Origin of the sequence: Streptomyces sp. NBC_00988, from assembly GCF_045162645.1 — a bacterium.
GTDB lineage: Bacteria > Actinomycetota > Actinomycetes > Streptomycetales > Streptomycetaceae > Streptomyces.
In genome coordinates this window covers 10424126-10448342 of sequence record NZ_CP108730.1, presented here as the reverse complement: position 1 = coordinate 10448342, position 24217 = coordinate 10424126, and the positions used below count along the sequence as shown (strand labels likewise).

Here is a 24217-nt window from a genome sequence, read left to right as displayed (position 1 = left end):
CAGGCCCTTGCGGCCTGCGGTCCGCGCGTCGGTCGGACGACCCCCGCGCATCAGTAGGCCCCCTGCCCGTAGAGCACCGCACGCAGCGTCTTCCACAAGATCACCGTGTCCAGGGCGAGCGACCAGTCCTCCACGTAGCGCAGGTCGAGGCGGACCGCCTCCTCCCACGACAGGTCGCTGCGTCCGCTGATCTGCCACAGGCCGGTGAGCCCGGGCTTGACCAGCAGCCGCCGCCGGATGTCCGGGCCGTAGGCGGCGGACTCCTCCGGCAGCGGGGGCCGCGGTCCGACGAGCGACATCGATCCGGTGAGCACGTTGAAGAGCTGTGGGAGCTCGTCGAGCGAGTACCGGCGCAGCACCGCTCCCACCCGGGTCACCCGCGGATCCCGGCGGAGCTTGAACAGCAGGCCCGCGCCCTCGTTCCGGTCGGCAAGCGCCGCACGTGCCTTGTGGGCATCGACGACCATGCTGCGGAACTTGAGCATGGTGAACTCCCGGCCGTCCTTGCCGACCCTGCGCTGGCGGTAGAACACCCCGCCCCGGCTGTCCGTCAGCACGAGCAACGCGACGAAGATCATCAGCGGCGCGAACACGAGCAGCAGGATCGCCGCACCCATCCGGTCGACGACCCCCTTGATCGCCCGGCGGCCCCCGCTGAAGGTCGGCATGCTGACCCGCAGCAGCGGGATCCCGAGCACCGCGTCGACATGCAGGCGCGGGCCGGCCACCTCCATCAGCACGGGGGCGACGATCATCTCGGCGTCGCTGCCTTCGAGGTTCCAGGCCAGCCGCTGCAGCCGGTCCGGTGACCAGTGCGGGTCCGGTGTGACGGCGACGACACGGTAGCCGTCGTGGCGGACGTGCTTGGCGACGTCCTCCAGCAGACCTATGACCGGCACCCCGTCCAACTGGTCACCGTCGAGGCCGCCTTGCTCGCCGTCGATCCCACGGCCGTCCGTCGTGCACACAGCCTCCACCCGCCAGCCGAGATGCGGGAACTTGCGGGTGCGGTTGATCAGGTCGCGCACCGTGGCCGGGCTCCCGGCGGCGAGCACCGGTCTCAGGCACCGTCCTTCGTTGCGCTGTTTGTGCAGCCAGAGGCGGAGCAGATACCGCTCGGTCATGGTGACGAGCGCGATCGCGGGGATCGCGACGAAGATCCAGAGCTTGATGTTGCGCGAGGTCAGGGCGATCCCGCCGAGCGCCAGCACGACGGTCGCCGTGAACAGCGAGCGTCCGAGCCGACGGAATTCCTCGGCACCCTGGCCGAGCACGGCCGGAGCCCACGACCGGCTCACCGCAAGCGCCCCCAGCACGAGCAGCTGGGTGCCGAAGGCGAGAATCCCCCACTTCTCATGCCAGTTGGCCGCGTCCCGGGCCCCGAAGAAGTCGCCGATCGCCGCCACCACGAAGGCGGTGGCCACGGTGTCGCTGAAGATCACGGTACGGCGGTACCGCTGCTCCCAATCGGTCGCGGGCTGGCTGATCGCCCCGTCCGCCAGACGCCCACGCGCCGACGGAAAAGGGCCGACTATTCCCCCCTGCCGCACAGAACCCCCCAAGGTCCCCAGTGGTTCGGCGTCTCCGCCTCACACTGTTTTCGCCCCCTGCGGAAGGTCCCCGCCTCCCGCACTGTGCCTCCCCTCGGGAGGCCCCCCACTGCGCTGTTCCCCTCAGAAGGCCACCGCCCCCGGCGTATGGCATCCCGGCTGTCTCAGAGTTATGTGGTCAACCCCCTGGCGACAGCGAACTCGCAGGTCCTGCCAAGCTCCTGAGGTACGCGGAAACCCGTCGAAACCCCGGATGCTCCCCACGCCCCAAGTCCCTCTACGACTCCAAGTACCGCTCACCCCCACGTCAGGCGCGAGAGACGCGGCTACTGGCCGTCTACACCGCCGGACCCATAGACCATCATTTGTCGCTTGGTGTCCCACCATGCGAAAGCACGGTCAATCTAGACCATCTACGCCCGCCTGAAGAGAGGTCTGTGTGGACTTTGTGCTGAATATTTGCAGGCGGGTCCACAGATCGGCGACCGCCTGCGGGTGCCTTGGTGACGGAAAACGTGCCTTGCGCCCTGCGGCGGCGGGAGTTGTCCGAGCTGACGGCACCGGCAACCCGAGGCGTCCCGGCGCCGATCGACGGCACCCGGGAACAGATCTTCATCGCCCTGTTCGCGCAGGCAGACGCCGAGGACGACCTCGACCGGGCCGTCGCCGTCGACGCCGAGATCGCGCGCACCGACCAGCACGCGTCCGAAGCCCAGGCAAACCGACCCCGACCGTGTCGGGTACCCAACCGGCCAACTCACATGCCTGCGTGGCGTACTCCTCGCGAGCCGTCCGACCCCACCTCAGGAGGCAGGGTTTGCCCGCAGTGGTGCCGCAAAGGCCGATCGGATCGCCACACGCGAACGCCGTGGCGGATCCGATGGCCGGTCACCGGCCTTCGCCGGTACGTCCCCAACTGGCCCCCACGGGAGCGGGATCGACGAGGAGCGGCCGGAACCAGCGCGCAGGCGCCGATCCGCGGTCCGGCGCTGCGCCCTCCGGGCAACCGGGTTCAGAGGTAGGGCAGTTGGACGCTCCGACCGTGCGTGACCGTTTGATACCGGATCTGATCGGTGCGGGTCTCACCAATCGGCGGATCGGCAGGCGTATCCATCTGTCGGAGAAGACCGTGAAGAACCACATCCCGCGGCTTCTGGCGAAACTCGGGGTGGCTCCCCTGTCTCACGAGGACGCGTGATCCCGCAGGGCCGCGCCGGCGCCGGTCGGGAAGCGGTACGCCCCGACATAGAAGGGTGCCGCTCTCGGGCGGTGCGGCCAGGGTGAGTTCACCGCCCCGGTGTCCGCCTTCGCCGATTCCGGCGCCGTCGTCGGTGATGGTCAGTGTGAGCCGCTCTTCGCTCTGCACCGCCACGACTTCGTCCGCTCCGCCGTCTTAAAGGCACAGGCCCGCGGACCGAAGATCGTGGACCGGATGATTCCGATGGTGGTGTCGAGGTCGTCGACCGCCCGGTCGATCCGCTCGGTTGCTTCCGGGTGCGCAACGAAGCGATGCGCGCTCTGCAGTGTCGTTCCCGTCGACGAACAGCCTGCGGACACCCGGTGCACCCGGCTGGTCGTCGACCGTTCCCGGTCGGGGAGCCGCCGGCGGGCCGGCGCCGCGGCCCGTCGGCGACGCCGTGCGCAGCGCCCGCCGCGATGACCTCACGCACCCACGCCGTGTCCGGCAGGGCGGGGACGCCGGCGCGTTACGCGGTGCCCGCGGCGGCCGTGTCCGGGTAGTCCGGCGGAGTCGCCCAGCCCAACAGGATGCCGGCGATGGTCGCGAGCGCGTGGTTGTGGATTTTCGCCGCGAGGGTCTCCAGGAGCCGGAACACGGTGTAGTAGGCGCCCGTCAGGACCGCGGTGACCACGCTGGCCACCGCCGTCGAGTCGAAGGTGACACCGATACGGACCAGCAGGGTCAGTACGAGTCCGGCGACGATCGGTACGACCGTACGCATGAAGCTGACAAAGAGGTTCACCGGGAGAGTCCTTTCCGTGCCTCGTGGTTCCGGGTGCCGTCAAGGGGCGGTGTCGAGGTGTACGACGACCTTGCCCACGGCCGCCTCGATGGCCGCGGTGATGGACGAGACCAGGGCGGCGGGGTCGATGGTCTTGTCGAACTTCGCGATGGCGGCGGCGAGTTGGGTGATGGCCGCGCTCTGCGCCGCCTCGGTCGCCTGGACGGCCCGCAGGCGGAGGTTGGTGTCCTTGACGTAGGACTGGAGTTCCCAGAAGGGGTTGGTCTTCGCGTCGGGGGCGTCGGCCGGGGCGGCGATCAAGCCGTCCATGGTGAGTACCGCCTTCGCGGAAGCGGTGGCGATCTTGGTGATGTCGGCGGCGGTGAGCGGCATGTCGGTCTCCGTTCCGGCGGCCCACGTGCGCAACGCGGACTCGCTCAGGTAGCAGATGGATCGGTCGAGCGGGGTCGAGGTGAACTGCCAGAACAGCGGCGTACGGCCGGCCGGGGCGGGCCGCGCGTGTGCCTCCGCCTGTGCGTAGGTCGCGGCACCGGACCAGGGGTAGGCCGGGTACCACAGCGGTGCGTCGGTGGGAGCGTGGCCTGCGGTCAGATCGCTGCCCGAGGTGTAGACGCCGACGCGCTGGCCGGGGAACGCGGCCTGGACCGCTTCGATCCACGCCTCGGCGTAGGACAGGATCCCGGCCGCGGAGACACCCGCGTAGTTGGCTCCGTCGGACCGGCGTTCCAGGTCGAGCCAGTGCACGAAGCCTGGCCGGGCATGGGCTTTCACGGCGGCCACGTAGTTGGCCGCCTCGGTGTTGGCGCTCTGGTTCGGCCAGCCGAAGTGGTAGGCGCCGGGGACGAGTCCGGCGTCGATGACGCCGGTGATGTGCTGGGCGAAGCGGGTGTCGTGGGTGTGCTCGCCCTCGCTGGCCTTGGCGAAGGCGAAGACGACGCCTTCGGCCTTGCGGGCGGTCCAGTTCTGGGCTGTCTGGTAGGTGGAGACGTCGACGCCACGGCATGTGGCCATGTCGGCATTCCCCTTTCGGGTCGTCGTACGGCGTGGGTGGTGGCCGGGTCCGGTCGGCGGCCCGTGTGCCGGACCCGGCCGGCCTTCGCCCGATGGCCGAAGGCCGACCCGGCCGGTCCGGTCCGGCGGCGGTCCGCCGTCGCGCCCGGGACCCGTTGGTTCAACACGGGCTTCTACGGGTCGTGAGCTTTCGCTCGTCGTGGGAACGATGGCAGGCACCCCGTGACCGGGACGTCACCGCCGTGTCAACACGACGCCGACGGACCGGGCCCGGTCATTCCGGGCGGTCGTGCCGCTCGGGTGTCGCGGCCAAGGGCGACGGGGTGCGGGCGGCGCCTCTGGCGCGGTACGGGATCATGCCGGCGAAGCGTGCCGAGGGTTCGATGCCCAGCTCCGCGCGGAGCAGCCGCCGGAACGCCTCGTAGTGCCGGATCGCCTCCACGACATTGCTCTCGGCCAGATGCACGGTCACCACCGCGCAGTGGGCGCTCTCGCGGAGGGGCTCGATCGCGACGCAGGTGAGGGCGGCCTCCAGCGCGAGTGCGAAGCAGCCGCGCCGGGTGTGCCGCGCGCTCAGCGATTCGAGTGCGTGCAGGCGGAGTTGGCGCAGCCGCTCGCGCTCGGACCAGATCCACTCCTCGTCCCATCCGGGGAGCAGTTCGCCTCTCGCCAGCAGGCCGAGCGGAGGCAGCGCGTCGCCCGGATCGTGCGCGCAGCCGGTCAGGCGCAGGGCGGCCCGGGTGAAGTCGTCGACGTCGACGGAGACGCCGTCCGCGAGGTACAGGGTGTCGCCGTCGCTGCCGACCGCCGGGTACCGCACCCGGCGCAGCCGCCAGAGCGTCGTACGGAGGCTGCCCTGCGCGTGCTCCTCGGTGACGTCGGGCCACAGGGTCCCGGCGACCACCGATCGGGGCGCGCGCTGGTGCAGTCCGAGATAGGCCAGCAGCCGCTGCTCGTTGGCCGGGACGGCGATGCCCCCCTCGGTGCCCTCCAGCCTGAAGGCGCCGAACAGACGCAGCACGGCGAGCCCCGGGGGCTGTTCCGTCGTGCCGTGTCTTCGTGGTTCCGCGGTCAGTTCGTTCCAGGCCATCGCCGTCCCCGTCTCCCCGTGTGGCGACCGCCGGTTGAGCGGCCCCCGTGTGCTCAGGCCGCCGTTGGCGCGGGTCTGAGACGACCAGCGTGGCGAGGTGGGACAGGGTCTGTCATATGCCGTTCCGCTCATCGGACCGGACCTGGTCGGCCGCCCGTGGGGTCACGGGCTCGGCGGCACGTTGGGGTACGGGAGGGTGAGGAGGTCGCCGGGAGAGAGTCCCAGGTCGTAGAAGAGTTCACGGTGGATGACCCAGGCGATGGTGTTCCGTGTGGTCTGGTCGAGGAGCGGGATCCGGTCGATCGCCGCGAGCATCGCGGCGTACAGCTGCCCGGTGCTCACCTGGGTGTCGCCGGCCCGGCGCCGTGCGATCGCCCAGTTCTTCCAGTGCTGGTCGAACGCCGTGTGGACCCAGGTGGGGAGCAGCGCGGTGAGGGCGTCCCGGCGGCTGTAGCCGGGCACGTCCCGCAGGAAGGAGGTCGGGCCGGCGTGCGCCGACTGGACCTGTGCGCCCGACACCCCGTACGCGCCCCGGACCGCCGGCGCGTCCGCGTGCCGCTGCACCGCGAGATCCGCCGTGCCCGGCGCGCCCTGGGGACCGGTCAGCCCCGCCGCCCGCGCGTCGGCCGCGGCAGCCGCCGGGCCGGTGCCGCTCGGTGCCGCCGCCGGCAGGTTGGCCAGCTCGTCGCTGATCTGCGCGAACACTGCGTCGGTGGTGAGCGTGGGCTCGGTCAGGTCGAACCGGCGGGTGATGGGCGCGGGTTGCTGGTCCGGCGCTGGCGGGCGTGGCCCCTGCGTGCGGGGCGGCGCGGCCGGCGAGGGGCTCGTTTCGGCGGGCGCGGGTGAGGACGCCGCCACTCTGGTCGCGGGCAGTGCCGTGTCCGTGCCGACCATCGCCCGGTCCACGCCGACCCGCAGCGCCCACGCCCGCGCCCACCCTAGGATGCCGCCCGGGGCGGACGGCGCCCCCGGCGGGGGTACTTCGGCGGCGGGGAGCCGGGGCGAGGCGGGAATCTCCTCGGGCGCGGGGGCCCGGCCGCCGGCCGTCGGGAAGGATGCCGCCAGCGCGGCGAAGGTGAGCGGCCCCAGCCAGGTCTGTACGGCCCTCTGGGCCCGTGCGTACTCGATGGCCACCTCGTTCACCCGTGCGAACGTGACCGGTCTGCCGTGCGACTGCTCGGCGTTGAGCCAGCGAAGGACCTCCGGCATCGCGGAGACCATGAAGGTGCAGGAGTCCCGGTCGTTGGCGGCCGCCTCGTGCGCGGGCCCGAGCGCGTCCCGTCGTCCGTTCTCGAACCGGTCCAGCTTGCGCACGAAGGCGGGAGGATTCCTGCGCCAGATGTCTTCCTTGATCTTCTCCGCGAGCTCGTGGGCACGGTTGTGACGGGTCGTCCAGTACGCGATCCAGATGTCGTACATCTCGTCGGCCGTAAGGATGTTGTGCGGGTTCGCCGGATCGCGCGGCGACGGTCGGGGGCCGGTGGCCGGGGCCGGCGACGGGGAGGCCACCGGTATGCCGACCTTTTCGCCGGCGTTGTCGTAACTCGGCACGGCGTGAAGGCCGCGGTCGTCCCCGGCGGCGCGCTCGCGGGGCCGGGGACGGTGACGCCCCGGCGGTGACGGCATCTCCCCGGGCGCCATGTCGCGCACCGCACGGCGTACCGCCGCCAGGACCGTGGCGCTCAGCCCCTGGCCGTCCCGGGCCGACAGGCCCTCCGGCAGCGTGATGTCGGTGGGCAGGTGGTAGCGGCGTCGCATGGCCTTCGACCTCCGGGTGGGCAGGGCATCGGTTCGCTGTTCATGGGATCCGCACTCCGGCGCGCAGGCGGTAGACCGCGCTGGTGTCGTCGGCGGTGATCTCGAAGACGATGTCCGGGTGGAGCGCGCTGAGCCGGCTCAGCACTCCGGCCCGGGGGCCGCCGCCCAGCCCCGCCGCGCAGATCGAGCAGACCTCCTGGTCGACGCGGATGTGCACGGTCCTCCCGTGCGCGGCCTCCCGCTCGGCGGCCGTGAGGCGGGACAGGCGTGCGTCCAACTGCTGGCCGAGAGCCTGCTCCGCGTGGCCGTGCGCCTGCGGGACGACGACGCCCTCCGGCGGCCTGATGTCGTGTGCGGGGTCGTAGGTGCCCAGGGCCCGGGGCGACCCTCCGGAGAAGCGTTCGCCGCTCAGCGCGGGGATGTCCGAGCGGGCGACCGCGATCGTTCCCTCGTATCCGGCCGCCGCCTTGGCGGTCGGTGGCACGCTCTGTTCGCCCGCCTTGGTCCGGCGGATCCGCCAGCCGGCGCGCTCCCGGGTGGAGGGTTCGCGCAGGCCCGCCTCCTCCAGGCGCCGCCGCTCGGCCTCGACGGCGGCGCGTGCCTCGCCCAGGTCCTGGCGAAGCCGATCCTGCATCGCGGGGTCGGTCGGACGCTCGGGCCGGAAGGGTCTGCGCCGTCCGCCCTGGCGTTCGTCGAGGTGTTCGGCGGCGACCGGGTCGTGAGCCTCGCGGGCGCTCAGTTGCTCGTCGCTCGCGGTCTCGTACCACTTGCTCGTCCGTCCTGCCTCCGGGTCCGTCGCGGCGGCCTCGTCGAGTTCCTGCCGGGTCTGCCAGTGGGGCGGGGCGTCGCCGCCGGTCCTCAACCCACCGGACGGGGGCCCGGCTTGACCGCCGACGGACTCCGCCGCCGTCCTCTCGGCCGAGGTCTGCCCGGGTGCCGGAGGGCGCCAGGCCCGCATCTCCGTCAGAACCCCCTCGAACGCGCCGTCGCCGGCGGCCCGTTGGGCGGCGAGCCGGTCGATGTACCCCATGAGGGTGGCCTCGTCCATCCCGCGCTTCGTGCCGAGGTCGGCGACCTCCCGCACGCGCCGGAAGGCGAGTTCGAGTTCGGCGCGCTCGGCGCCGGTCAGACCTGTCACATCGCCCAGGAGCACGAGCAGCCGGGCGTCCTTGCGGAGTTGGGTGAACCTTCGCGCGCCGGTCCTGACCGCGTAGTAAAGGGCCTTGAACAGTGCGGTCGGGTCCCCTCCCGCGAAGGCCCGGCCGAGGGCCTGGCCGAACGCCCGCTTGAGGTCGAGTGCCGCCGCGGCGTGCGCCCGGAGCGCGGCCCTCACCTCGGGTCGCAGCCCCTCGACCGCGTCGATCCGTTCGGTGAGCGTCCTGAGCCGGGCCGCGGCGGTCTCGGCGTCGGTGGCGGCGGCGAACTCGCGCAGCGGCGCCTCCAGCGCGGCCATTCCCTTCGCCGATTCCTTCATCAGCGCGGCCACCGTGCTGTTGAGGTCGAGCGCCGCCGCCGCGACGGCGATCCCGACCCAGACGAGCGACGGCTCCTGGTCGACGAACGACAGCCGGTACTCGACGGCCTGCTGCCGGTACTCGTCGATCGCCTCCACGGCCTGGTAGGTGCTCAGCGCCGTGTTCGCGAGCAGCGCCGCCGCGGCGACCCAGCCGCCGCCGGGCACGAGTGCCGCGAGGACCAGGGCGAGGATGCCGAGGACGACGGCCGAGAAGATGTGCGCGGACGGCTTGTGGTCGCGGATGATCCAGGCGTAGACGGTGTCGTCCTGCACACCCTGGTGTTTCCTCGCCGCCTCGATGAGCTTCGGCTCGCTGAAGACGCGCTCGCGGTCCTGCTCGAACTCCGCCCGGGCCGTCGCCGTGTCCGACAGCCGTTTCTGGACGAGGTCGAGCAGGTAGCGCTGGGCGGCCTGCGCGTCGAGTCCGGTGAGTCTCCTGCGGTCGGTGTCCCGGCCGAGCCTCTTGGGGTCCACGAGCGGGTCGCCGCCGGAGCCGGTCACCACCGCCTGTTCGGCCGAGGCCCAGGAGGCGTCGGACTGCACGAGGAGGCGGTCGGTCTCGGCCGCGTTGGCCTTCAGTTCCTGGACGGGCAGTGTCTCGGCCTGCTCCAGCAGGTTCTCGGCGAGCGACCACTGCGTGGCGGCGTTCGCGTAGTCGCCGGCCGCCGTGGTTCTGGCGATGCCGGCGAGCATCTTCTCGACGTTGCGGATGTCCTGGAGCCTGACGCGTTCCTCGTGGAGGGTGTGGTCGTAGTAGGCCAGGATGTCGGTGCCGAGGGTGGCCGCCTCGTTCCGGAAGCGGATCCGGTAGGCCTCCATCGCGTCGAGGAACGCCCGCTCGTGGGGGAACCGGTGGCGTGCCAGCGCGGCCGTCAACCCGGCCTCCGCGTCGATCAGTTCGCCCACGAGGGCGGCGGCCTCGACGGAGGAGGCGGCCTCGTCGGCGTACGCGGTGCTCGCTCTCAGCTCGTTCCTCCGGGCCCAGAGGAGGTACAGGTCCTCGCATCCGAAGAGCGCGCTCGCCGCCTCGTCGGTGTGGCGGGCGTCCGACCCGTGTTTCCGCTCGGCTTCCAGGTACCGGTCCACGGAGGCGTCCAGTCGGGCCCAGTCGTCCGTCGTCGAGTCGACCCGGGCCAGGTAGTCCTTGCGCTGGGCCTCGGTCAGGCCGGTCAGCCTCCGCGCCAGGCGGAGTACGGTCCCGTAGTCCTTCGGGGTCATCGGCCGGCCGCCCGCGAAGAGGATCTTCCTGACGTCGTCGGGCAGGGCGGCGATGTCCCGGCGCAGGCCGTGCTCGTGCAGGACGTCGGCGCGGGCCGCGAGCCAGCGGGCCCGCAGGACTTCGTCCTCGGGGCCGGTGCCGAGCTTCGCGTCGGGCGCGAGACCGTTGTCCCGGCGGAACCGGTCGTCCGCCGACGCGTTGATCTCGGCCCGCTCCGCCTCAGACAGCCGGTCCAACGCGGTCTGCGTGACGTCGGTGACGTGCAGTTCGATGAAACCCCGGTCGGCGTCCTGGACGGTCGCCGACCGTCCGCGCGCGTTCTGCCAGTGCCACAGGGGCAGCCGCCGGTTCACCTCTGCTTCGTCGGTGGCCCGGTAGTACTGCCGGACGAACTCACGCAGCAGTTCCGATGCCGACATCACGCCTCTCACCCGCAGCCGGAACAGCCGCGCCCGCCGCCGGGCCGGGGTCCGCGCGCCCTCGCGCACCGGGACCGCGACCGGGTGACCGTTGTCGTCGTAGGAGGGAACGGCGTATCCCCCGGCGCCGTTCCGGCCCGGTTCGTACGGGTCCCGGATCTCCGCGGACGTGGCGCCGCGGTGACCGTGCCGGTCGGCCAGCAGGCGTTCGGCCTCGGTCAGGCGGGCCGCGACCGCGCGGGTCAACGCCCGTCCTGCCGCCTCCAGTTGGTCGTCGGTGGGCACCCCGACGATCCGCAGGGTGATCGGGACGTGGCACTCGATCCGCATGGCGCCGGCTCAGCTCGCGGTGTAGGCGAGTTGGACGGTCGCGAGGCTGGTGGCGACGACCACCTGGATGGCCGATGCGGTGGCCACGACGCAGTAGCGGTACGTCTGGAGATCCACGGCGGCGAACGCGGCCTCGACGGGCACGGTGATGTCGTACGGGTTGGTGATGGCGGACGTCGCGGTGCCGATCTCGGCCAGCTTGTCGGGAGCGGCGCTCGCGTTGGCCAGCGGGGCCCTGATCAGGGCGATGCTGAAGGTGGCCGGAACGCCGTGCCAGATGCCGATGGCGCGGAACGAGACCAGCCTGATGTTCGACGGCAGGCTGAGGCCCATCACCGCGACGCTGTCGGCGGCGGTGACGGACGGATACAGCGCTCCGGTCTCGTCGTAGAGCCAGCCGTTACCCGTACTCGGCAGTGATACGAAGTCGAGGCCGGGCGTGAGGAGTTGCTGGCCGGTCGGCGCGCCGACGGGCTGGGCGAGCGCGGTGTCGATCTCGGTGACCACGCCGGCCGCCTGGTGGAGGTCGCTCGTGATCGCGTCGAACCGCACGTTGAAGCCGTTCGGTCCGTCGGCGGTGATGCGGCTGACGTTGTCGATCCAGTCGGTCGGCTTGAACGTCGGGGTGTAGCTGATGTCGGTCACAGGTGTCCCTTCCCGGTCAGGACGGCGGGGCGAAGGTGAGATGGACGGCCTCGATCGACATGCCACCGAAGAGGACGGTCTCGAAGGTCGCCGTGAGGACGTAACGGAAGACGCTGGTGTCGATCAGGGCGCGTGGCACCGACACCGGTATCTGGAGGTCGAGGGGCCCTACGGCCACGATGTTGTCGTTGACCGCCAGCGGTTCGGGGTCCGGGGGCGGGGAGACCAGCCGGAGCGGTGTGCGCGCCAGCGAGATGCTGCCGCCGACACTGTGGGAGGAGCCTCTCGTCAGCGCGCCCACGACCCGTACCGACGTCAGCCGGAGCCCGTTTGGCAGGGTCAGGTTGGCCACCCCGGTCATGGCGACGGAGTTGGCATGGACCACGCCGTTCGCGTCGTAGCCCCAGGCGCCCCCTGACAGCAGTCCGGTGGGTCGCAGGGTCGGGGTGAAACTGAGCCGCTGCGCCTGCGGGGCCGGTGCGGTGTTCGACGTGTCGATCGCCGTGCCGATGCCGGTGACGACAGTGGACAGGTGGGCCAGGTCGCTCGCGATCGCGTTGAAGCGGACGTTGAACCCGTTCGGACCGGCTGCCTCCACCCGGTCCTTGCGGTCCTCCCAGGGGACATGGTGGAACGTCGGGGTGTAGCTGATGTCGGCCACGATGTCTCCTAGCTGCTCGTGTAGGCGATCTGGAAGGCGGCGAGAGTCACCGTGGTGCCACCACCACTCCTGAAGGCGGCCTGGATGATGTAGCGGTACGTCGCGGTCTGGGTCACGGCCATCGTCGGATCCACGTCCGTGGACCTGTCGAACGGGCCCGTGTCGCCGCCGACCGACGCCAGTACCTCCGGAGTGCCGCCGGGGATCTTGACCCGGGACAGGGAGATGCCCAGCCCCTCCCCGTTGTTGTCGACCTGGCCCATCGCGCGGAACGACGTCAGGAGGGCATTGTCGGGGAGCGCCACCTCCATCAGTCCGTAAAAGACGTCATCGCCCGACGCCGTGGCCGCACCGCTGGCGGTGATTCTCCAGGCGAGGGGGTCCCCCTCGGCCCACAGCAGCAGCGGCGCCAGAGTGAGCACATGTCCGGCAGGCCCGGTGCCGCGCCGGTCCAGGGCGGTGTCGATCTGGCCGACGACGGTGGACAGTTGACGCAGATCGCTCTCGATTGCGCCGAACCGGGCGTTGAATCCGTTCGGTTCGTCGGCCCTGACCCTGTCGCCGTCGGGACCGTCCACGAACTCCTTGTGGACGAAGGTGGGTTGGAAGACGATGTCAGCCATCGGCGGGCCTCCTCGCTCGGGGCGGCAGCGGGCCGCGGACACGGAACCTCGGGTAGGTGTAGTCGGGGTTGGCCTGCGAGAGGTCACCCTGGAGTTCGACCACGTGGGCGCGGATCGCGGCGGTGTTGACCTCCACACCGACGGGATGCAGCACGTTGAGGATGTTCATGATCAGGTCGTGCTGGTCCTTGGTGATGACCGTCTTCGCGGTGTCGAGCTCCGGCCGCAGCCGGACCTGGAAGGTGTACGGGACCGCCTGCCCGCCGATCAGATAGCTCGCCTGCACCCAGGCCGTGCCGGCCGCGTCGGCCCGCAGGGTGACGGTCTGCCGGGTGCTGGACGCCACCGTGATCGCGGCGTCGTCGTACGTCCCTGATGCCCAGCCCAGACGCGGTCCCTCGCCGGGGAACTGGCCGATGAGACCGGCGGCGGCGAGGGTGGCGGGCGACGGGGTCGCGGTGAGGTCCATGGTGGCGCCCTCGTCCAGTTCGATGACGGCGCCCTGTTCGACGCCGGAGGGCCCGCGCACGGCGACGAGTTGCCCGGGGGCCTGGCGCACCTCCAACTCGTCGCCGCCGCGCCGGAGATACCCGAAGCCGACCGCGAACGCGGCCCCGGCCAGCGCACCGGCGTCCAGGGAGCCGTGCCGCAGGACGAGCCGGCGTCCCGCGGCGGCGGCCGGGTCGGGAGGGTCGCCGGTGTCGTCGAAGGCGGCGGTCACCGTGAGCCGTCCCTCGACCGACCTGCGGGCCAGTTCGGCGAGCAGGGCGTCCAGGAGTTCGGCGACGGCGGGTTGCATGAGACGGGCGGCGTCGCTGCCGTAGTCGACCCGGGTGTCGTCGTGGCGGATCAGGAACGCCCGGTCGAAGTAGGTTCCCGGGCGCTCCACGCTCGACGCGGGCACGCCGCGCGTTCCGTCCGCGGCGATCGTGGCGCCGTCGTCGAGGCCGGCCAGGCCGACCCGCAGTGTGCGGGTCGCCGACGCCGAGACCGTGTGTCTGCCCCGGGCCACGTCGGCCTTGACGATCAACTGCCCGGGGGCGGTGGCCACCAGCGACGCGGTCGGGTGCCGGGACCCGGCCCCGCTCTCCGGCGTGAGCGTGCCGCGCCCGGAACCACCGGGCACCACAAGCCAGTTCAGGAAGGCGTCCGCGGGGGGCGCGGGGCGCAGGGACAGGGTCACCGCGGCGCCCTGGTCCAAGTCGGCCGGGACAGCGCCCGTCGGGCCAACTGCCTTTGGAGTGACGGCAGTTGAGGTGAAAATGACCGGCGTGACGTCGATCCTGAAGTAGTCGCCCAGCGCGATCGCCGCGTAGACCTCCCCTGCTCCGGCCCGGTAGGCGACGTAGTCGAAGCCCGCCCGGTGGGCCAGCGCCGCGAGCCGCCCCGGCGGCACCGAACTGTGACCGAGGAGCACCGCCCGGCCTGTTGCCCGCAGGTCGTCCGCCAGGGGGTCGTAGGCGGCGTCGACCAGCAGGCGGCCGGGCGGTGCGGTCTCGGCGCCGGCCAGGGTGACCAGCCGGTCGAGACACTCGGCGACCCCGACCTGGACCAGGTGCGGGTCGGCCGGGGCCGACGCCGGGGTGAAGTCCACCCCGGCGTGGTCGTAGCGGAGCAGGTAGGCTGGGTCGAAGGTGTCCTCCTGGGCGGCGGTGCCCACCGCGCTCGCCTCGGTCGTACGGCGCCGTCCGGTCACGTCGACGCTCTCGCCGGGCAGCAGGGCGTACGGCCGGATGTGCACGAGCCGGGTGCCGCGGACCAGGGTGGCGTTCGTGTCGTCGACCACCAGCGCGTCGCGCTGCCCGGCGATCCGTCCGGCGAGCCGGTTGAGGAGGGCGGTGAGGTTCGCCGGGGTCGGCAGGGTCCAGCGGCGGAACAGTTCGAGCCGGCGGCGGTAGTGGTCGTCGTCCTCGCCGAGCACGGGTGCGAAGCCGGTCCGCGCCACCGAGCTGATCCGCACCTCGTCGACGACCCCGCGGAAGCCGCCGCCGGCCGCGCCGATGCGCAGTGGGGCGGTGTTCACGACCGCGCCGAGCGGGTACAGGAACCGCCAGTCCCGCAGCCGTCCGTCGAGGTACAGGTCCACCCGGCCGGTGGTCCTGTCGACCACCGCCGCCACCTGGGTGAACGCGTCGGTCGGCAGGGTGGTGTCCGCGAACAGGGTCACGTCGTGGTCCGGGTCGCCGTCGCCGATCGTGAACCGCACGTTGCGGGCCAGGCCCCGGCCGAAGTTGCCGACCGCGAACTCCCAGCCCGGGCCGCGTACTTCGGGGTCGGCGCGCCGACTGAGCACCGGCCCGTCGTGGGCGTTGGGGTCAGGGGCCGGATCGGGGTCGGGAGCCGGGTCCGGGCGGACGAAGCACTCGAAGGTCGCGTCGTCCCTCTCCCCGATGTCGAACGCGGCGTCGGGGGCGACCACGATCGCCGCGTCGGCCGACCGGAAGCCCATCGCCCGGCCGTAGCGCCCGGGGAGGCCCACCTGCACCGGGCCCTGGAGCACACCGTGGTGCGCGGTCCGGCCCGGGTACGCGGCGGTCACGTCCGCCACCTGCGGAGTGGCACCGGGGGCGTCGTCGAGGTGGTGGAGCGCCACGGTGTCGGTGTCGAACCCGTAGGGCAGCGCGGGGAAGCGCGGTACGCCGAGGTCGGCGCCGATCAGGTCGAGGCTGAGGCCCAGGGCGGACGGCAGGTGCCGCTGGGCCAGGGTCACGGCCGCGTGCCGCCGCAGCCGGTCGCGTTCGGCGCCGGTGACCCACAGCAGTTTGGCCGTGGTGCCGAGCAGCGCGGTCAGCGTCCAGCAGTCCTGGGGCCGGTTGTCGAACGGCGTCGGCGCCATGGTGAGCAGGACCAGCCGGGCGGTCGCCGTGATGGGCTGCTCCAGCAGGAACGAGGTGCCGGTCACCGTCCCGGCGGGCACGGTCAGTTGCCGGTCCACGGCCCGAGCGCCCGGCTCCTGGTAGGTGATCGTCACCGTGGTGTCGACGTCGATGTCCCGGGTGGTGGTGAGGACGTAGCGGGGCTCGGGCGCCGCGCCGAAACGGGCCTCGTGGTCGGCGAAGTCGTAGCTGTCCACCGCGGCCTGCGAGCTGCCGAAGAGCTGGAGACGCAGCTCGAGTGTGTCCGCGCCGCGGGCGAACGGTGTGGTCAGCCGGCGCGCCATCGTGGTGACGGCGAGCGTGGGCGCGGGTGTGACGGCCTCGGTGGTCATCCGGTCACCACCGTCACGTCGAAGGCGTTGCCGTCGACCACGAAGGTCGCCAGTTCCGTCGGGCCCATGACCAGGTTCTCGCCCACCGCGCCCTCCGCGAGCACGCGTTGGAACGGCACGTCGCCGAAGGTGATCCGGCCGAACGCGGCCGGTGCCCTGCGCAGGTGCAGCCCCTGGACGTCGAGCACGCCCGGCTGCTCGACGAACGCGCTGACCACCTGCGCGTACAGGACGTCGCCGCCCAGGCGCAGTGCCGCGATGTCCGTCGCCAGGCGCCGGCGGACCGAGGAGAGCAGGGCGACGCCGTCCGAGCCGGGTGCGATCACGAGGGTCGCCCGGACCCCGACCTCGATGTGGTCGGCCTCGACGATGTTGGCGTGGATGCCGATCGGCCGTACCGCGTCGACCGCCGTGCTCACCCGCTCGAAGATGCCGGGCACGGGCCCGGTGGTGTGCCAGGGCCAGCGGAAGTCGTGCGCCACCACGACGGTGAAGAAGTACGGCTGTCCGACGCGGCGTTCGCTGCTGAACGCCCGTTGGTCGAAGTTGAACAGGTCGAAGTAGCTCTGCGACACGTCGACTCCGCCGAGCGGGTCGGACAGGACGACGTCGAGGACGCCGGCGACCCTCAGGGCCGCCTGCGCGACGGCTTCGACCGTCCAGAGGTTGCGGGCGATCCCGAGGAGCCGGCCGCGGTAGGTCGCGTCCGGTTCGTCCTTGGTGCCGCCGCTCGTCGCGGCCCTGTTGGTCACGTCGAAGTCCGCGGGCCCGAAGTCGGCCAGGTAGACGGACCGGTACGTCGGGTCGATGCCGGTGATCGTGTCGGCGTCGACGTCGCCGCCGGGTCCCGGCTCGAAGGCCACCACGCCGACGTCGGCGGTGGGCGTTCCCTGGTCCAGCACTACGGGTGCCACCGTGCCGAACGCCCGGACGGGGTCGGCCGTCACCAGGACGGCTCCTTGGGGCAGGACGTAACTCCGGCCCTGCACACCGTCGTCGAGCGTGACACTGACGGTGCCGGTGCTCGCCAGCGACGCGCGTTCCAGGCCGGTGTCCTCGCCGAGCAGGTCGAGGGCGTCACCGACCGCCGTGGACAGGAAGTTGGCGTAGTACAGGTCCTCCAGCCGCTTCCACAGTTCGCCGTCCTCCGCGGCAGCCGTCTCCAGGATCTTGCGCAGCGCGCTGGTACTGGTCAGGTCCGCTCCGGGGAACGCCGCCCTGGCCCGGTCGAAGGACTCGCTGAGAATCACGTCGACGGGCTTGAGGACGAACCCGTCGGCAGTCACCCCGTAATCGGTCACGGTCGTCACACCTCCACGTTCACGCGCAGCGTGACCGGAACCTCGGCCACCGTCTCCAGGTCGGCCTCGACCGTCCAGGCGCGGCGGACCTGCGCGGCGCGCGCCTGTGCCACGGCGCCGGGACCGGCGGCCAGTCGTTCGGGATCGTCCTCGAAGGTGACCTGTCTGACCTCGCTGACCCGCGGGTCCGTGCCCAACGTGCCGACGAGGTTCAGCTTCAGGAGCTGCTTGACGACGCGGGTGCCGTTCGGCTCGGTGAACGCCTGTGTGACGTCCAGGCCGTAGCCCGTGTTGAACCGGTCGGAGCCGAAGGGCGTCAGGACCCGCAGGGTCAGTGCCTGGGTGAGGTTGGCGATGCCGCTCACCTCGGCCAGGTCCCCGCCGTCGAGTACGAGGTCCCCGTCGTCCACGCGCAGGCCGCGCCCGAACGGGTCCGGGGACGTCGGCGTTGTCATGTTGCCTCCAATTTCGTCTGGCCGGCCGAGACGACCTGCCAGGGCGACGCCGTCAGGGTCGGTCCCTGTGCGGTCTCCAGCACCACCGGTTCGCCGCCGACCCGCAGCGTCGTGGCGAGGCCGCTGTCGATGGCGAGGACCCCGCCGCAGGGCGGTTTGTTCGGACAGGCCGGGACGGTCGCGCTGAGCAGGTCGGCGCGGGTGAGGACGGGCTGGCCGTCCACGGTGAGCAGATGTCCGCCGGGCACGATCAGGAGCGGTGCGAGGTGCGGGCACTGGAGCGTGGACGCGGCGGTGAGGACGGCGGGCATCACGACACCGCCACGGCGGCACCGTCGAGGTTCAGACTGACCGTGCCGTTGGTCAGCTTGATCGGGTGGTTCTGCGTGCTGATGGTGACGGCGCCGTCGGCGCCGACCGTGATGGTCGTACCGCTGTGGTGCTCGATGGTGATCGTGTCGTCGTCCGGCGGCTTCGGACGGGTGCCCACTTCGGGCAGCAGGTCCTTGCCGACCACGATGTGCAGGCCGGTCGTCTGGATGATCCGGTGACCGCCCGCGTCGGTGAGGTCGTTGGCGCCGGGGCCGGTGGGCCGGCCGTCGTCGCCGAGTGCGGTGGGCAGCGCCAGCCAGTAGTCGCCGGCCTCGTTGGCCGGGCGCCGCGTCGCCGGGTTGTCCGGCCAGAGGAACCCGGCCAGTACGGCGTCGTTGACGGCCCCCCGGTTGTGGGCGAGGAGGGCGCGCATGCCGGGGTACACCGGCACGACCAGGCCCGTCCGGTCGAAGGCGAACACCGAGGCGATCGGCTTCTCGTGCATGCTCGCGCCGGTGTCGACGGGGCTGGCCACGCTGGGCGCGACCACGCCGGGGCCGGGGACCTGGGCGTAGTGCAGGGACGCCAGGTGCTTGCCGGCGCCCGCGGCGTACTCGGTGACCTCACCCACGTCGATGGCCGGGTGGTCGTCGCGGGCCCGGTCCACCATGCCCCGCCAGCGGTCCACCACCACCTGGACGCCGGTGGTGACCTGGGCCCGTTCGCCTGCGGCGGCCGCGATCAGGCCGAGCTCCGTGGTGTATCCGCCGCCGGTGGTGAACCGGTGCACCACCCGGGACAGCCGCAGCGTGCCGTCGGGCACCCCGGACAGTCCGGTGATCTTCGCGAGCTGGCCGACGCGCAGCAGCGGATGGCCGAGCACCGCCAGGTCGACGGTGGCCCGCAGAGGCGGCGACAACTCCCCCGCGGTGTCCTCCCCGTAGGAACTGTCCAGCCACACGATGTTGGTGTCGGGGTCGAGCGCCACCGGCGCCGTGTCGTTCGCGGCGCCGACCGCGGCACCGAGGTAGACCGTGCCGTCGCGGACCACCAGCGGCGCGTCGCCCCGTTCGGCCAGGGCCCTCAGCGCGTCCAGCATGGACCCGCTGCGTACCGTGAAGCCGCTCAGGTCTCCCGGCAGGGTCGACCCCTTCGCGACCGGCACCAGATCCTTGAGCATTTCGAGGGCGAACAGTTGCGCGCTCGTCCCGGCCGGGCTGCCGACGGCCGCGAGCGTGTTGCGCAGCAGATAGCCGGCCTTCTCCTGGCCGTAGAGCACCGTGCGCGCGTATCCGTCCTGGCCGACGCTGCCCGAGACCTTGGTGACCCGCCCCTTCAGCACGAGGCCGCCGTCGCCCGTCCTGGTGGACAGGTCGTCGAAATAGCCGAGCCGGATCGCGACCTCGACGGGGGTCCGCGCCTGGATCGCGCGGATCAGGTCGATCACGTCGGTCGGCAGGTTGATCAGCGTGACCTCGAACGTGTCGGTGGCGGCGCCCTCCGTCATCGTGACGGTGATGTCGGCGTCGAGCACGAGGGAACTGGCCAGCACGTCATTGGACACGGTCAGCGGCAGCCCGAGCCCGCCGGGTGCCAGGGGCGCGGATATCTCGACCTCGTACCGGATGACGAAGCTCATGTCGCCACCTCCCGGCGGGAGTCGACCCGTCCGTTCATCGCAGGGCCACCCCTCCGACGACGCGGGAGCCGAACGAGCCGGCACCGTTGAGATTGCGCGGGTCCAGCAGCATCGTGGGGAACGTCAGGGCCAGTTCGGCCGCGTGGTACTCCACCCCCGGTGCCAGCTTGCGCCGCAGGATCGTGGTCAGGCCGGCCGGCTCCTCGCGGTCGACCGACAGCACGAGGAACGCGCGCTCGGCCGGCAGGTCGAGCAGGTCGCCCGACGCGTCGTCGAGGAGGTCCTCCGCCACGTTGGCGTGCAGCCGGAACTGGTACGAGCGACCGGCCAGGGACAGCCGGAACGCCTGCGGAAACCCCTCGGCCGGGTCGATCGGCAGGGCGAGATAGTTCAGGGCCGCCATATCCTGCCTCCTTGGTCATGACGGGGTTCATCGCGGACTCACAACAGGGCACCCGGGACCCGGGCGATGGGACTGGCCGCCGGCCCGGTGGGCACGGCCGCGGTGCCGACGGCGAGGACCAGGTCGCCGATCTCGCCGAGCACCGCGGTCGAGCGGCCCGGTGGGATCTGCTGGAGCGTGATCGACACGTCCAGGGCGTCCCGCTTGGCCACCCCCTGGACGAAGCGCAGATCGGTGACCTGCATGTTCAGGCTGATGGTCAGGCCCGACACCACGGGAATGCCGACCGTCGACTCCCCTCGGGCGATGGCGGCGACCAGCAGCCGTGAGGTGAGCGCGAGCGCCTCCAGGGCCTTCTTCTGCTCCAGTCGCTGCGGGCCGAGCAGGACGGCCTCGATCGCGATCGTCTTGTTCGTGGGCTGGGTGGCCTGGGAGAACCGGCTGCCCATGATCCGCTCGATGCGGTAGCCCTCGTTGATGGTCATGCTCTGCACGTACAGCAGCTGCACAGGGCCTACCAGCACAGGCAGGTTCACCGCACCAGCCATCGTGTTCCTCCCCCTTCACACCCGTCAGATCCGGGTCGCCAGTTCACGGTCGAGCTGGTCGAAGACGTAACCGGCCACCCGTTGGACCTCGGTGTCCGGCAGCGTCCCGACGACCTCCACCTGGACCGGGAAGTAGTAATGGATCACCCCGGACTCGCTCTCCGGCGAGATCACCGCCTCGCTGCCGGCCTGCGGGACGATGTACTCGCCCTCGTGCACCAGCGCGATCCCGGTGCGTTCCACCCGGCCGCCGGCCGCGAACCCCGGTACGGGGAACACGTCCTGGCCACCGGGACCGCTCTCGACGCCGTCCTGACCCTCGTCCGGGTCGCCGTCCACGGGTTACGCCTCGACCCCGACGGACAGCGCGAGGCAGGTGAAGCTCGCCTGCGGGACGCCGTCGATCACCACGTTGCTGGGGTTCGCCGACGTGACGACGCAGCGGGCGAACTTCATCGAGTTGAAGGCCCAGTCCGTCCCCTTCTTCTCGGCCACGATGATCTGGAACTCGGTTCCCTCGGTGGCCAGTTGGGTCAGGTCGGCGACCGCGGTCGCGACCGCGGGCACGCCCATGGTGAACGTGAACGTCGCGGGCTGGCGGACGAAACCGACGTTGTCCGCCTCGATGCTGTGCAGCACGGTGTGCGGCGCGTTGAAGGTCGGGGTGAACGTCGAGATGGGGGTGATGGTGGAGTCCCCGAGTTTCACTTCGAGGCGTGTGTTCCAGTCGGCCATCAGGTGTGCCTTCCTAGTCGGACGTGGCTGGTCGGAGTTCCCTAGTCGAACTTCAGGTCGATGGAGATCCGGTGCACGGCGCCCGCGTACTCGACGGCGGCCAGCACCTGCACGAGGCGTTGCACCTCGGCGGTGTGGATCCTGTTCGCCTCGTCGGGGGTGAGCGTGGCGGGGTCCTTGTCCAGGAGCACGAGGACGGGGACGACGATCTCGAAGCTGTTGAGGACGCCGGCGTCGACGAAGGGACTGAGTACCGCCTCCATCTGCGCGATCAGGGCACGCAGCCCGGACCTGCTGATCCGCACGTTCCCGATCGAGCCGATGAGCTGTGCCTTGAGCAGGAAGGACAGGTGGTCGACGAAGCGGCAGACGTCGATGTACTTCTTGGGACTGCCGGGGTCGCCGGTGTAGCCCTCGCCCATGTAGACGCCGTTGCCGGGGATGAGCGCCGGACTGGTCAGCCAGTTGACACCGGCTCCCGTCGGGCCCGATCCGGAGACCTCCGCCGGTCCGTTCAATGCGTCGATGTCGGTGGGGTTGAACGGCGGGCTGTCGATGTTCACCTTCTTGAGCAGCAGCGACACGAAGGGTTCGTAGCCCGCGATGGTGCCGGTCACGGCCACCGCCGCGTCCTCGTCACTGTTGTGCGCGATGTAGACCATCCGCTCGTTGGACAGGATCACCTTCGGGACCGTGCTGCCCTTGGGCAGCATCGCGACACCCATGCGCTCCATCCCGTCGGCACCCGTTTGGGACACGGAGGTGACGTGGTCGGAGAGCAGGCCTATCGGTCCTTCGGGGGTCTTCGAGGTGGCGTCGATCGGGGTGTTGGCGAGCACGACGAGCTGGACGTTCAGGCCGGCGACGACCGCGAGCGCGCTCTTCCAGTCCGGCGCGGTGGCGTCGACGGGGACGCCGTAGACGAGAGTCGGGCCGGGGCTCTGCCTGAACACCAGCGTGAGTGCCTTGCCGAGTTCTCCCGGGAAGGTCTGCTCCGCCTTGTCCGGGCTGGTGAACGCCACCGGTGTGGGCGGCACAGCCGCTGCCGCCTCCGCGGCGGCCGACTTCTTGGCCGAGGCCGAGGCCGAGGCCGACGCGGACGCGGGCGGGGCGGGGGCCGGGGTGGTCACGCGGCCCACGATCGCGATCGTGCCGAACGCGCGGACGGCCGGTGCGAACAGGTTGACGGTCGGGTCAACCCGGATATACCGAACGGGCATCAGGGTTCTCCTCCATGGCGGGGCCGGTCAGGCCGGATCGGTGGCAGGTACGGGTGAGCCGGGTCCCGGGCCGGTCGGCCCGCTCCTCGGTCGCTGTCATGACGGCTTCCTCACGGGGCCGGCAGGAAGAGGCTGACGACGCCTTCGGCGGCACAGAGCCGTTCGACGTCCGCCGCGGCGAGCCCGTCGGGCAGGCCGTCGGCGGCGATGACGAGGGCTGTCGCGTAGGCCTCGGTGGCCTCGGCCGGGAGCCCGGCGGGGACCGGGCCGGTCAGGGGCCGCGCCGCCTCCCGTACGAGCCGGGTGGCGCGCAGCCCGCCGGCGAGGTCGAACGGGTCGACGACCACGGCCGCCAGGGTGACCGGCAGCGTGTGCGTGTTCGCCGGGTCGTCGGGGTCGAAGGGCGGGGGTGTGCGCAGCTGTATCTCCGCGACCACGTAGTCGAAGGCGTCCTTCAGTTCCTCCACCGTGCTGATTCCGTGCTCGGCGAGGAAGGCGTCGAGATCGAAGAACGTGAACCTCGCCCGGAACTCGTCGAAGGTGGCGAAGTCGTCAAACGCCCGGCTCACCACCGATTCCGCGCCGGCCGGGTCGATCTCGGCGACCAGCGTGACGTCGATGGCGGCGCGCAGATCGATCCAGACCGGCCGGGTGGGCTCAGGCACGGTCAGGGTCAGTTCCGTACGGGTGTAGGACGGTACGAGTTGCGACCACGCCCCGTCCTGGCGGCCGGTCGGGAACAGCGGCCGTTGCAGGGCGATCTCCCGCACCCGTGCGCCGGTGATCGTGTCGAGCCGGACGGCCGACAGGTCGTAGACCGAGGCCAGCATCGTGCGGACCCGCTGGTCACCCGAACCGCCGGTGGGCGACAGCAACGCCCCCAGAGCGACAGGGTCACTCAGCGCGAGCAGCGCCCGGTCCCCGAATGCCGACATGTTTCCCCCGCTGGTAGTCCGGTTCCGGCGGACCGCCCAGGCCCGTCCGGCGATGGCTACGTTGGCAGGGGAGCCGTTACGGAGGCGTCACCGCGGCGTCAGCGAAGGGCCCGGGCCACCTCGGAGCTGCTGCACGTACGCCTCGTGCGGCGCGGTCTCGTCCTGGAACAACCGGACTTGGCCGCTGTGGCGGTCTTCGAGGTAGAGGTCGAGCAGGTCGACGGGGTGGTGGCGCCGAAGGTGATCCGCCAGGCCGGAGCGGTGAACGGGGCCCGGTGCGCGGTGACGGTCCACGCGCCCTTGTCGGGCCTGTCCGGCTGGGGCTCGCAGGTGGTCTGCAGTCGCAGGCACGGGCCGAAAGCGGCGGCCGCGCCGTCGTCGGTCCGGGCGAACGGCCGGCTCTCGTCGTAGGGGAAGACCCATGCCGTGCGCGGGTCTACGGCGCCGGGGAACCAGCCGGCGGTGTACTGCTCGATGGCGTCGCGCAACCCGGTGGTGACGGCTCCTTCCCACGGCGGCCGGCCGGGGCCGTGGTACGTGCCGTGCTCCACGAAGCTGAGTGCCACCGCGTCGATCTCGCCGCGGTCCGGGCGGACGATCGCCACACGCAGCCCGCCGTAGGTGTACGCGTGGTCCCCAGGAATGATCAAGGGGCGG

The 24217-nt window shown here is 71.6% G+C and carries 22 protein-coding genes and 1 pseudogene; 1 reads left to right on the top strand and 22 read right to left on the bottom strand.

Going from position 1 to position 24217, the window contains the following annotated elements; translation table 11 throughout:
* Positions 1 to 50: 50 nt before the first annotated feature.
* Positions 51 to 1550, bottom strand: a complete 1500-nt coding sequence (locus tag OG496_RS47220; protein WP_366491902.1) for a sugar transferase — start codon at positions 1548 to 1550, stop codon at positions 51 to 53.
* Positions 1551 to 2589: 1039 nt separating this feature from the next.
* Between OG496_RS47220 and OG496_RS47215 the strand changes: the two are divergent.
* Positions 2590 to 2748: pseudogene (locus OG496_RS47215) on the top strand (LuxR C-terminal-related transcriptional regulator); the annotation flags it as partial.
* A 508-nt stretch (positions 2749 to 3256) separates the two neighbouring features.
* On the opposite strand, the gene OG496_RS47210 reads toward OG496_RS47215, so the two are convergent.
* From OG496_RS47210 to OG496_RS47110, 21 genes are all read right to left on the bottom strand, one after another.
* Positions 3257 to 3532, bottom strand: a complete 276-nt coding sequence (locus OG496_RS47210; protein WP_405975275.1) for a hypothetical protein — start codon at positions 3530 to 3532, stop codon at positions 3257 to 3259.
* Positions 3533 to 3571: 39 nt separating this feature from the next.
* Positions 3572 to 4543, bottom strand: a complete 972-nt coding sequence (locus OG496_RS47205) for a glycoside hydrolase family 25 protein (RefSeq protein WP_405975274.1) — start codon at positions 4541 to 4543, stop codon at positions 3572 to 3574.
* 274 nt (positions 4544 to 4817) lie between these two features.
* Complete coding sequence (locus OG496_RS47200) at positions 4818 to 5633, bottom strand: BTAD domain-containing putative transcriptional regulator (protein WP_405975273.1); 816 nt, start codon at positions 5631 to 5633, stop codon at positions 4818 to 4820.
* 162 nt (positions 5634 to 5795) lie between these two features.
* Positions 5796 to 7391, bottom strand: coding sequence for a hypothetical protein (locus OG496_RS47195; RefSeq protein ID WP_405975272.1), 1596 nt, complete (start codon positions 7389 to 7391; stop codon positions 5796 to 5798).
* A gap of 40 nt (positions 7392 to 7431) precedes the next feature.
* Positions 7432 to 10875, bottom strand: coding sequence for a hypothetical protein (locus OG496_RS47190; RefSeq protein ID WP_405975271.1), 3444 nt, complete (start codon positions 10873 to 10875; stop codon positions 7432 to 7434).
* 9 nt (positions 10876 to 10884) lie between these two features.
* Positions 10885 to 11520 carry a hypothetical protein gene (locus tag OG496_RS47185; protein ID WP_405975270.1) on the bottom strand — a complete coding sequence of 212 codons (636 nt, stop codon included), beginning with the start codon at positions 11518 to 11520 and terminating at the stop codon, positions 10885 to 10887.
* A gap of 16 nt (positions 11521 to 11536) precedes the next feature.
* Positions 11537 to 12181: a hypothetical protein gene (locus OG496_RS47180; RefSeq protein WP_405975269.1), complete on the bottom strand. Its 645-nt coding sequence runs from the start codon at positions 12179 to 12181 to the stop codon at positions 11537 to 11539.
* Between the two features lie 8 nt (positions 12182 to 12189).
* Positions 12190 to 12804 (bottom strand): hypothetical protein, encoded by a 615-nt coding sequence (locus OG496_RS47175; protein WP_405975268.1) that lies wholly within the window; start codon positions 12802 to 12804, stop codon positions 12190 to 12192.
* A complete protein-coding gene (locus OG496_RS47170) occupies positions 12797 to 16012 on the bottom strand; it encodes a LamG-like jellyroll fold domain-containing protein (RefSeq protein WP_405975267.1) in 3216 nt (1071 codons plus the stop codon). Before OG496_RS47170 ends, OG496_RS47175 begins: the two co-directional genes overlap by 8 nt.
* Positions 16009 to 17313, bottom strand: coding sequence for a baseplate J/gp47 family protein (locus OG496_RS47165; RefSeq protein ID WP_405975266.1), 1305 nt, complete (start codon positions 17311 to 17313; stop codon positions 16009 to 16011). Before OG496_RS47165 ends, OG496_RS47170 begins: the two co-directional genes overlap by 4 nt.
* Before the next feature lie 5 nt (positions 17314 to 17318).
* Positions 17319 to 17768 carry a hypothetical protein gene (locus OG496_RS47160; protein WP_405975265.1) on the bottom strand — a complete coding sequence of 150 codons (450 nt, stop codon included), beginning with the start codon at positions 17766 to 17768 and terminating at the stop codon, positions 17319 to 17321.
* Positions 17765 to 18079 carry a hypothetical protein gene (locus OG496_RS47155; RefSeq protein WP_366491914.1) on the bottom strand — a complete coding sequence of 105 codons (315 nt, stop codon included), beginning with the start codon at positions 18077 to 18079 and terminating at the stop codon, positions 17765 to 17767. Before OG496_RS47155 ends, OG496_RS47160 begins: the two co-directional genes overlap by 4 nt.
* A complete protein-coding gene (locus OG496_RS47150; protein ID WP_405975264.1) occupies positions 18079 to 19719 on the bottom strand; it encodes a hypothetical protein in 1641 nt (546 codons plus the stop codon). Before OG496_RS47150 ends, OG496_RS47155 begins: the two co-directional genes overlap by 1 nt.
* A 34-nt stretch (positions 19720 to 19753) precedes the next feature.
* On the bottom strand, positions 19754 to 20122 hold the full coding sequence (locus OG496_RS47145) for a hypothetical protein (protein WP_366491916.1): 369 nt from the start codon (positions 20120 to 20122) through the stop codon (positions 19754 to 19756).
* A 38-nt stretch (positions 20123 to 20160) separates the two neighbouring features.
* Positions 20161 to 20670: a hypothetical protein gene (locus tag OG496_RS47140; RefSeq protein WP_405975263.1), complete on the bottom strand. Its 510-nt coding sequence runs from the start codon at positions 20668 to 20670 to the stop codon at positions 20161 to 20163.
* Between the two features lie 24 nt (positions 20671 to 20694).
* Entirely contained in the window at positions 20695 to 21009 is a 315-nt protein-coding gene (locus OG496_RS47135; RefSeq protein ID WP_405975262.1) for a hypothetical protein, read from the bottom strand.
* A gap of 3 nt (positions 21010 to 21012) precedes the next feature.
* Positions 21013 to 21405 (bottom strand): hypothetical protein, encoded by a 393-nt coding sequence (locus OG496_RS47130; RefSeq protein ID WP_043686931.1) that lies wholly within the window; start codon positions 21403 to 21405, stop codon positions 21013 to 21015.
* Between the two features lie 41 nt (positions 21406 to 21446).
* Positions 21447 to 22625: a hypothetical protein gene (locus OG496_RS47125; RefSeq protein ID WP_405975261.1), complete on the bottom strand. Its 1179-nt coding sequence runs from the start codon at positions 22623 to 22625 to the stop codon at positions 21447 to 21449.
* The gene (locus OG496_RS47120) at positions 22600 to 22725 is read right to left on the bottom strand and encodes a hypothetical protein (RefSeq protein WP_399390591.1); all 126 of its coding nucleotides are present in this window, start codon (positions 22723 to 22725) and stop codon (positions 22600 to 22602) included. Before OG496_RS47120 ends, OG496_RS47125 begins: the two co-directional genes overlap by 26 nt.
* 10 nt (positions 22726 to 22735) lie before the next feature.
* Positions 22736 to 23560, bottom strand: coding sequence for a hypothetical protein (locus tag OG496_RS47115; RefSeq protein ID WP_405975260.1), 825 nt, complete (start codon positions 23558 to 23560; stop codon positions 22736 to 22738).
* A 98-nt stretch (positions 23561 to 23658) separates the two neighbouring features.
* The gene (locus tag OG496_RS47110; RefSeq protein WP_405975259.1) at positions 23659 to 24210 is read right to left on the bottom strand and encodes a DUF317 domain-containing protein; all 552 of its coding nucleotides are present in this window, start codon (positions 24208 to 24210) and stop codon (positions 23659 to 23661) included.
* Between the last annotated feature and the right edge of the window lie 7 nt (positions 24211 to 24217).

Bases quoted from the DNA above. Each gene is read 5' to 3' on its own strand.
- OG496_RS47205 (WP_405975274.1), bottom strand. From the start codon at position 4,543: ATGGCCACATGCCGTGGCGTCGACGTCTCCACCTACCAGACAGCCCAG.
- OG496_RS47200 (WP_405975273.1), bottom strand. From the start codon at position 5,633: ATGGCCTGGAACGAACTGACCGCGGAACCACGAAGACACGGCACGACG.
- OG496_RS47195 (WP_405975272.1), bottom strand. From the start codon at position 7,391: ATGCGACGCCGCTACCACCTGCCCACCGACATCACGCTGCCGGAGGGC.
- OG496_RS47190 (WP_405975271.1), bottom strand. From the start codon at position 10,875: ATGCGGATCGAGTGCCACGTCCCGATCACCCTGCGGATCGTCGGGGTG.
- OG496_RS47175 (WP_405975268.1), bottom strand. From the start codon at position 12,804: ATGGCTGACATCGTCTTCCAACCCACCTTCGTCCACAAGGAGTTCGTG.
- OG496_RS47170 (WP_405975267.1), bottom strand. From the start codon at position 16,012: ATGACCACCGAGGCCGTCACACCCGCGCCCACGCTCGCCGTCACCACG.
- OG496_RS47160 (WP_405975265.1), bottom strand. From the start codon at position 17,768: ATGACAACGCCGACGTCCCCGGACCCGTTCGGGCGCGGCCTGCGCGTG.
- OG496_RS47155 (WP_366491914.1), bottom strand. From the start codon at position 18,079: ATGCCCGCCGTCCTCACCGCCGCGTCCACGCTCCAGTGCCCGCACCTC.
- OG496_RS47150 (WP_405975264.1), bottom strand. From the start codon at position 19,719: ATGAGCTTCGTCATCCGGTACGAGGTCGAGATATCCGCGCCCCTGGCA.
- OG496_RS47145 (WP_366491916.1), bottom strand. From the start codon at position 20,122: ATGGCGGCCCTGAACTATCTCGCCCTGCCGATCGACCCGGCCGAGGGG.
- OG496_RS47140 (WP_405975263.1), bottom strand. From the start codon at position 20,670: ATGGCTGGTGCGGTGAACCTGCCTGTGCTGGTAGGCCCTGTGCAGCTG.
- OG496_RS47130 (WP_043686931.1), bottom strand. From the start codon at position 21,405: ATGGCCGACTGGAACACACGCCTCGAAGTGAAACTCGGGGACTCCACC.
- OG496_RS47125 (WP_405975261.1), bottom strand. From the start codon at position 22,625: ATGCCCGTTCGGTATATCCGGGTTGACCCGACCGTCAACCTGTTCGCA.
- OG496_RS47120 (WP_399390591.1), bottom strand. From the start codon at position 22,725: ATGACAGCGACCGAGGAGCGGGCCGACCGGCCCGGGACCCGGCTCACC.
- OG496_RS47115 (WP_405975260.1), bottom strand. From the start codon at position 23,560: ATGTCGGCATTCGGGGACCGGGCGCTGCTCGCGCTGAGTGACCCTGTC.